Genomic DNA, 6,762 nt, shown 5'->3' with positions numbered 1-6,762 from the left:
ACGCGCATTCACAGGAAACAACTTGACCATCAAACGCTCCATCAATCAGAGCGTTGCTTCGACCATATGACTTTGCCCCCGCTATAAGGGGTGTGTCCTGCCAACTCATGGGGGTTTGGGAACGTGAAAAGCGAGGGTCCCTTGTGGATTTTGCATCCATGAGGGACCCTCGCTTTTTGCGCGCGTGCTTACTGCGGCGGGCGCGTCATGGAGAGCACGTCGAGCGCCTCGTCCAGCTGCGCTTCCGTCAACTCACCGCGCTCAACATACCCGAGCGCGACGACGGCCTCCCGGACTGTGAGCCCCTCGGCCACGGCCTTCTTGGCGATCTTTGCGGCGTTCTCGTAGCCGATGTACTTGTTCAGCGGCGTCACGATCGACGGCGACGCCTCGGCGAGGAAGCGGGCACGCTCCTCATTGGCGGTGAGTCCGTCAATCATCTTGTCCGCCATCACCCGGCTGGTGTTGGCGAGCAGGCGGATGGACTCGAGCAGGTTGGCGGCCATGACCGGAATGCCGACGTTGAGCTCGAACGCGCCGTTGGTCGAGGACAGCGCGATGGTGGTGTCATTGCCGATCACCTGGGCGGCGACCATGATGGCCGCCTCGCAGATCACGGGATTGACCTTGCCCGGCATGATGGATGAACCCGGCTGTAGATCGGGGATGGCGATCTCGCCGAGACCGGTGTTGGGGCCGGATCCCATCCAGCGCAGGTCGTTGTTGATCTTCATGAACGAGTACGCGATGTTCCGCAGCTGCCCCGATGCCTCAACGAGCCCGTCCCGGTTGGCCTGCGCCTCGAAGTGGTTGCGAGCCTCCGTGAGCGGCAGCCCGGTGTCTTCGGCCAGGAGCTCGATCACGCGGGCGGAGAAGCCGGCCGGGGTGTTGATACCGGTTCCGACGGCGGTGCCGCCGAGGGGAACCTCAGCCACACGGGGGAGGGAGGCGTTAATGCGCTCGACGCCGTAGCGGACCTGCGCGGCGTAGCCGCCGAACTCCTGTCCAAGGGTGACCGGCGTGGCGTCCATGAGGTGCGTGCGTCCCGACTTCACGACGCCGGCGAACTCCTCGGCCTTACGCTCAAGCGACGCCGCGAGGTACTCCAGCGCAGGGATCAGGTCGTTCATCAGCGCCGAGGTCGCCGCGACGTGAACCGACGTCGGGAACACATCGTTCGAAGACTGCGAGGCGTTCACATGGTCATTGGGATGGACCACCTTGTCGCTGCCGCCATCCTTCAGCGCGCGCGTTGCGAGCTCGGCGAGCACCTCATTGGTGTTCATATTGGAGGACGTTCCTGAGCCGGTCTGGAACACATCGATGGGGAAGTCGCCGTCGTACTTGCCGGACGCAACCTGATCGGCAGCGTTTTCGATGGCGCGGGCAAGCTCCTCGTCGAGCACGCCCAGTTCAGCGTTGGCCGTTGCTGCCGCCTTCTTGATCCGTGCCAAGGCCTCGATATGGGTCCGCTCAAGCGTCTTGCCGGAGATTGGGAAGTTCTCTACGGCGCGCTGGGTCTGTGCACGGTAGAGGGCGTTCGCCGGAACCCGGACCTCGCCCATGGTGTCGTGTTCAATGCGGTAGTCGACGTTTGCCTGGGAATCGATTGTCATGCGCCAATTCTCGCCTGTGGCGCAATGCGCCACAAATCAAAGACTGCTTAGCTCCGAAACGACGTCGGCCTTGCCCTCATCCAACCGGTAGGTAACGCCGACGACGGCGGTGGTCCCCTTCTCGACGGCGTCCCCGATGACGCGGGAAGAGTCAACGAGCCGCTGGCCGGTCTGCCGGATGTGCTCTTCGACCATGCCGTTGATGTCGTCCACCCCGTTGCGGCGGGACGTCAGCACGGACGGGGTGATGCGCTCAACGAGGTCGCGGATGAAGCCCGGAGGCATGGTGCCGGATTCGACGGACTGTGCAGTGGCAGTGACCGCGCCGCAGGAGTCGTGTCCAAGAATCACGATCAACGGAACGTTGAGCACGCTGACGCTGTATTCGAGCGAACCGAGCACGGCGTCGTCGATCACCTGTCCCGCCGTACGGACCACGAAAATGTCGCCTAGTCCGACGTCGAAAATAATCTCGGCTGCGAGGCGGGAGTCTGAGCAACCGAAGATGACCGCAAACGGATCCTGGGTGTTCACCAGCGACGCTCGTCGGGAAGCGTCCTGGTTGGGGTGGGACGAGGAGGCGGAGATGAACCGTCCGTTCCCTTCGCGCAGTTTCTGCCAGGCTTCAGCGGGAGTCAGTTGAGTGGTCACGGGTTTACTGTACTGCGAAGGATTTCCTGTCCACCGAAGGTGACACCACGTTGAGCTGCGCCTGGTTGACCTGCGAGGGCTACCCGTCCAGTGCGTTCAGAACCGCGCCGCCGAGAACGTCGAACTGCGCAAGGTCGGCCGTGCCATTCAGGATGAGCGTGTAGCCGTCCTGTTCGGTGGTGAGGAACGCGTCGCCGGAGGTGCTGTCGAGCAGTTCCCAGGTGACGCCGTCGATCACGCGTTGCCCGGAAGGCTCAGCGCCTTCAAGGCGCTGGGAGAGCCAGGTGGGGTTTGCACTGTTGGTCTGTGTTACCTGGATGAACTGCCGCTCCGGGGTGAGATATCCCACTTCCCAGAAGGCAACGCCGTCGGACGCTGTTCCGGTCCAGCGGGCGTAGTTGGCGGTCCAGCCGTCCGGCAGCTCAGCAGCGACGGGGAGGTATCCGGCAGTGTCCTCGGCCTGCGAGGCGATAGTGGCGACGTCGACGTCGCGCGTGTAGGTCTCGGCTGTGTGGGTGGGATTCAGCAGTACGACAAAGAGAACCAGGCCCAGCGTGACTGCGGTGGCGATGAACATGCCGATGGACGACGCGTTGGCGCGCTTTGCCTGTTTGGCCGTGAGCACCGGGGTGGCCGGTGCTTCCTGCTGGTTCTCCTGGGTATTGCTCACCGAACCATTGTCGCTTACGCCTGTCGCGTCACGGAAATGGCCCGACGGCGGCGCCGCACTATGATTGCGGAAGAGTCACCGCTAATTCAACGATGAGGTAAACGTGTCCGACACCGCAAGAAACGCGCAGTATTCCACCCTTTCTCCCGCCCTCGCAGTCGGGGATGACGAGCCGGACCGCAACCTCGCCCTCGAGCTGGTGCGCGTCACCGAAGCGGCAGCCATCGCCGGTGGGCACTGGGTCGGGTTCGGTGACAAGAACAAGGCCGACGGCGCGGCCGTTGACGCCATGCGTTCGCTCCTTTCGACCGTCCACTTCAACGGCGTCGTGGTTATCGGTGAGGGCGAAAAGGACGAGGCGCCCATGCTCTACAACGGTGAGCATGTGGGTGACGGCAGCGGTCCTGAGTGCGACGTCGCGGTTGATCCCATCGATGGCACCCGGCTGACTGCGCTGGGCATCAACAACGCGCTTGCGGTCCTTGCTGTGGCTGAGCGCGGCACCATGTTCGATCCCTCGGCCGTCTTCTACATGGAGAAGTTGGTCACCGGTCCGGAAGCTGCGGACATGGTGGATCTCCGCCTGCCCGTGAAGCAGAACCTGCACCTGATTGCGAAGGCCAAGGGCAAGAAGGTCAACCAGGTCAACGTGATGATCCTCGACCGCGACCGGCACCGTCCACTTGTCCAGGAAATCCGCGACGCCGGTGCCCGCACCCGGTTCCTGATGGACGGCGATGTGGCCGGTGCAATTGCGGCCGCACGCGAAGGCACCGACATCGATGCGCTCATGGGTATCGGCGGAACTCCCGAAGGCATTGTCGCAGCCTGTGCCATCAAGTCGCTGGGAGGCGTGATCCAGGGCCGGCTGTGGCCCACCAGCGACGACGAGAAGCAGAAAGCGCTCGACGCCGGTCACGACCTGGAGCGCGTGCTTTCCACGAATGACCTTGTCACCAGCGACAACTGCTACTTTGCGGCAACCGGCATTACCGACGGAGACCTGTTGCGTGGCGTCCGCTACTCCGGTGGCAAGGTGCTGACGCAGTCGATCGTGATGCGCTCGAAGTCGGGCACCATCCGCGTGGTTGACGGCGAACACCAGGCGCATAAGTGGGAGAGCTACGCGCGTCTGAGCTAGCCTCTGCGGCGTCCCGATCTGCTCAGCTTTTGCGTCGACCCCATGCAAACACCCCAGTCCTTTCTGAGCTCGGTGGATACAAGGGTCGCGACAATGCATGGAAACCTGAGCAGATCGGGACGTCTGTCCCCCTGCCGATAGCGCCTGCTGCCCTCCCACACCTCGCTGGCGCTCGGCGCAGGCCCCTCGGCCAGTAGCGCCTATCGGCCCCCCGACGCTCGCTGCGCTCGCATCGGGACCCTGCCGATAGGCTTAGCCCCATGAACCTCGTCATTGCTCCGTGTTGGAACGCGCCCGAATGGGATGCTGCGGTCAACCGCCTGAATGGTCACCCGCAGCAGCTGTGGGGGTGGGGGCAGACGAAGGCCGACCACGGCTGGCGGACCGAACGGCTTCTCCTGAATCGCGACGACGAAACCGTTGCCTGCGCGCAGATCCTGATTCGACGACTGCCGCTGCCGTTCCGTGCCCTGGTCTACATTCCGCGCGGACCGGCATGCCGCGCCGAAGATGCCCGGGAGGTACTCGAGGCGCTCGCCCGCTATGCCCGCGAGGCGTACGCAGGCACCGTACTCAACATCGAGCCGGACTGGGATGCCGAGTCGGAATTCGCCAATGCCGTGACCGCTGCAGGGTTCCGTCCCACCCAGAACACCATTCTCATACCGCGTACGCTCATCCTCGACCTGAAGCTGACGGAGGAAGAGCTGCTGGCGGAGATGTCGAAGAAGCACCGCCAGTACATCCGCAAGTCCGGACGGGAAGAGCTGGAGTTCCGGGAGGTGACTCGGGATGAGCTGTCCGATTGCCTGAAGGTCTATCGGGAAACGGCTCAACGTGCAGGTTTCGGTATCCACGAGGACCGCTATTACCTCGACATCTTCAACAATCTCGGTGCAGCCTCGCCCGTCTACGCCGCGTTCCAGGGGAACACCATGGTGGCGTTCCTCTGGCTGTCGGCAAGCGATTCCACCGCGTTCGAGCTGTACGGCGGCATGACCGAGGAGGGCGAGCGGCTCCGCGCCAACTACGCGCTGAAGTGGCTTGCCATCCGGGAAATGAAGGAGCGCGGAGTCGAGCGATATGACTTCAACGGACTCCTGAACGACGGCGTCTCAAAGTTCAAGATGGGCTGGGCAAAACATGAGAACCTGCTCCTGGGCACCTGGGACAAGCCGCTGTCGCCGCTCTATCCCGCCTATGCCACGGCGATGCCCCTTGCCCGCCGGGGACTCTCGACGGCCCGCAGTGCGGTGAGCACCCTCCGAAGCGAGGCCCTGCCGTTCATCCGGACGAAAGCCCTGCCGGCACTGAAGGCTAAGGCAGCGTCTCTTCGCGCCGGCCGCGCACAGGCCCCAACCCGCCAGGATTAGAATCTCCGGCGGCACCCACGGTGACTGCAAAGGCGACGGCGGTGCCGCCGTCGTCGTCTGTGCTGTCCGAGGTGTCCGAGGCCAGCCGCGCCATCACCGGTGATTCATTCGCCGGGATGAACGCGCTCTGACCGCGGTGAAGGATGAGGTCGCCTTTGGGGGAGTCGAGCACAACCGTTCCGGACACCACGAGGACCACAGCGGGCCCGTTCTGGGCGATCGGGATGTCGGCTGAGACGGCGTCGTCGCCGAAAGAGACCGGGAGTTCGAGCCGTTGGAGCTGGAACTCGTCGAACGGCGGGCAGTACAGCTCCTGGCCCAGCGGGGTCGATTCGGGATTGATCAGCGGAAGGTCCAGCGGCGCAAACTCGACGGTCTTCAGGAGTTCGCCGGTGTCGACGTGCTTGGTGGTCAGCCCGCCGCGCAGAACGTTGTCCGAGGACGCCATGACTTCAACGCCGAGCCCCTCGAGGTAGGCGTGCACGTTGCCCGCGGGCAGGTAGAGCGCCTGGCCCGGCTTCAGCGTGATCCGGTTGAGAAGGAGGGCGACCAGCACACCGGGATCGCCCGGGTGGTGTCCGTTGAGTTGCAGCACCGTAGCGGCCGCGGAACCGAGCAGTGAATCCTCAAGCGGAGAATCTTCGGGCGAAGCAGCCTCAAGCGTTTCCACTACCGCTTCGACGGCGGCCCGGGCCTCGGCCTCGCTGGTGAGGAGCCGGGTGAATGCCTCGCGCAGGGCAGCCGTCTCGTCCGGGATACCGAGGTCGGCGACGACGGAGGGCAGGATCGCAGGCGCCCACCCCTGTCGCTGCCCAGCCAGTTCTGCGAGGCCTTCGAAAATCTGCACAGCCTCGGCTGGCGGGCGGAAGCCGCACAGTGCGTCGAAGTCGGTGAGCGCGAAGATCAGTTCGGGCTTGGAGAACGCGTCGCGGTAGTTCCGGTGCGGCGCATCCTGCGGGACGGACGCGGCGTTCTCCCGGTCGAAGCCCTTGCGTGCCTGCTCCGGACTGGGGTGGACCTGAAGCGAGAGCGGCGCCGCCGCTGCGAGGACCTTCATCAGGAACGGCAGGCGGTCCCCGAACGCTTCGCGGGTGGGGGCACCTAGGGCACGGTCTGGGTCGGACGCGATCAGCTCAACCAGCGAAGTGCCCGAGTCCCCGTGTCCCAGCACTGTGGAGGGCGAGTCGGGATGGGCCCCGATCCACAGCTCGCCCTCAGGGCCACCGGACGGCGTCCGTCCCAGCAGCTCAGCAATGGCCGTGGTGGAGCCCCAGTCGTAGGGGCGCAACGGGTTGTCCAGCTGGTACATCG

The 6,762-nt window shown here is 64.4% G+C and carries 6 protein-coding genes; 2 read left to right on the top strand and 4 right to left on the bottom strand.

What is annotated here, in order from left to right:
• Positions 1 to 188: 188 nt before the first annotated feature.
• From Q0877_RS11275 to Q0877_RS11265, 3 genes are all read right to left on the bottom strand, one after another.
• The gene (locus Q0877_RS11275) at positions 189 to 1,616 is read right to left on the bottom strand and encodes a class II fumarate hydratase (protein WP_299167815.1); all 1,428 of its coding nucleotides are present in this window, start codon (positions 1,614 to 1,616) and stop codon (positions 189 to 191) included.
• Between the two features lie 36 nt (positions 1,617 to 1,652).
• Positions 1,653 to 2,267 carry a carbonic anhydrase gene (locus Q0877_RS11270; RefSeq protein WP_299167812.1) on the bottom strand — a complete coding sequence of 205 codons (615 nt, stop codon included), beginning with the start codon at positions 2,265 to 2,267 and terminating at the stop codon, positions 1,653 to 1,655.
• A 79-nt stretch (positions 2,268 to 2,346) separates the two neighbouring features.
• Positions 2,347 to 2,937: a DUF4245 domain-containing protein gene (locus Q0877_RS11265; protein WP_299167811.1), complete on the bottom strand. Its 591-nt coding sequence runs from the start codon at positions 2,935 to 2,937 to the stop codon at positions 2,347 to 2,349.
• A gap of 103 nt (positions 2,938 to 3,040) precedes the next feature.
• Between Q0877_RS11265 and glpX the strand changes: the two genes are divergently transcribed.
• Complete coding sequence (gene glpX / locus Q0877_RS11260; RefSeq protein WP_299167810.1) at positions 3,041 to 4,078, top strand: class II fructose-bisphosphatase; 1,038 nt, start codon at positions 3,041 to 3,043, stop codon at positions 4,076 to 4,078.
• A 260-nt stretch (positions 4,079 to 4,338) separates the two neighbouring features.
• The gene (locus Q0877_RS11255) at positions 4,339 to 5,451 is read left to right on the top strand and encodes a peptidoglycan bridge formation glycyltransferase FemA/FemB family protein (RefSeq protein WP_299167809.1); all 1,113 of its coding nucleotides are present in this window, start codon (positions 4,339 to 4,341) and stop codon (positions 5,449 to 5,451) included.
• Here the strand turns inward: Q0877_RS11255 and manA are convergent.
• On the bottom strand, positions 5,396 to 6,760 hold the full coding sequence (gene manA / locus Q0877_RS11250; protein WP_299167807.1) for a mannose-6-phosphate isomerase, class I: 1,365 nt from the start codon (positions 6,758 to 6,760) through the stop codon (positions 5,396 to 5,398). The two genes, Q0877_RS11255 and manA, sit on opposite strands and share 56 nt — an antisense overlap.
• Positions 6,761 to 6,762 lie beyond the last annotated feature (2 nt).

Origin of the sequence: uncultured Arthrobacter sp. (assembly GCF_947495145.1) — a bacterium.
In the GTDB taxonomy this organism is placed as follows: Bacteria; Actinomycetota; Actinomycetes; order Actinomycetales; family Micrococcaceae; genus Arthrobacter_D.
Note: the sequence above shows the minus strand (reverse complement) of the source record. Positions and strands in the feature narration are given on the sequence as shown.